The following is a 243-nucleotide window of genomic DNA, read 5'->3' on the forward strand; positions in this document are numbered from 1 at the left end:
TTCTCAGCGGTACAAAGGCAGCAACGGCTCCGCCGCGGCGCGCTCCGGAGCTTCCGCGGTCTCGAGGTCGCGCAGCACGGCCTCGAGACCGTCGCCGCGCCAAGGCCCGACCGCCGCGCCGTAGATGTGCGCCTCGAGCGCGAGCACCTCGCGCGCGACGGGCTAGCGCAGCTGTGCCGCCAATGCGCCGAGGCTGAGCGGCGGATTCGGCGCGAACCGCACGTCGGCGTAATTGAGCAGCGC

The 243-nt window shown here is 72.8% G+C and carries 1 protein-coding gene; it reads right to left on the bottom strand.

Translation table 11 applies throughout. The annotated features are described in order from the left end of the window. Positions 1 to 3 precede the first annotated feature (3 nt). Positions 4 to 147, bottom strand: a complete 144-nt coding sequence (locus QRT08_RS18540) for a hypothetical protein (protein ID WP_286047474.1) — start codon at positions 145 to 147, stop codon at positions 4 to 6. Positions 148 to 243 lie beyond the last annotated feature (96 nt).

Origin of the sequence: Halalkalicoccus sp. NIPERK01 (assembly GCF_030287405.1) — an archaeon.
GTDB lineage: Archaea > Halobacteriota > Halobacteria > Halobacteriales > Halalkalicoccaceae > Halalkalicoccus.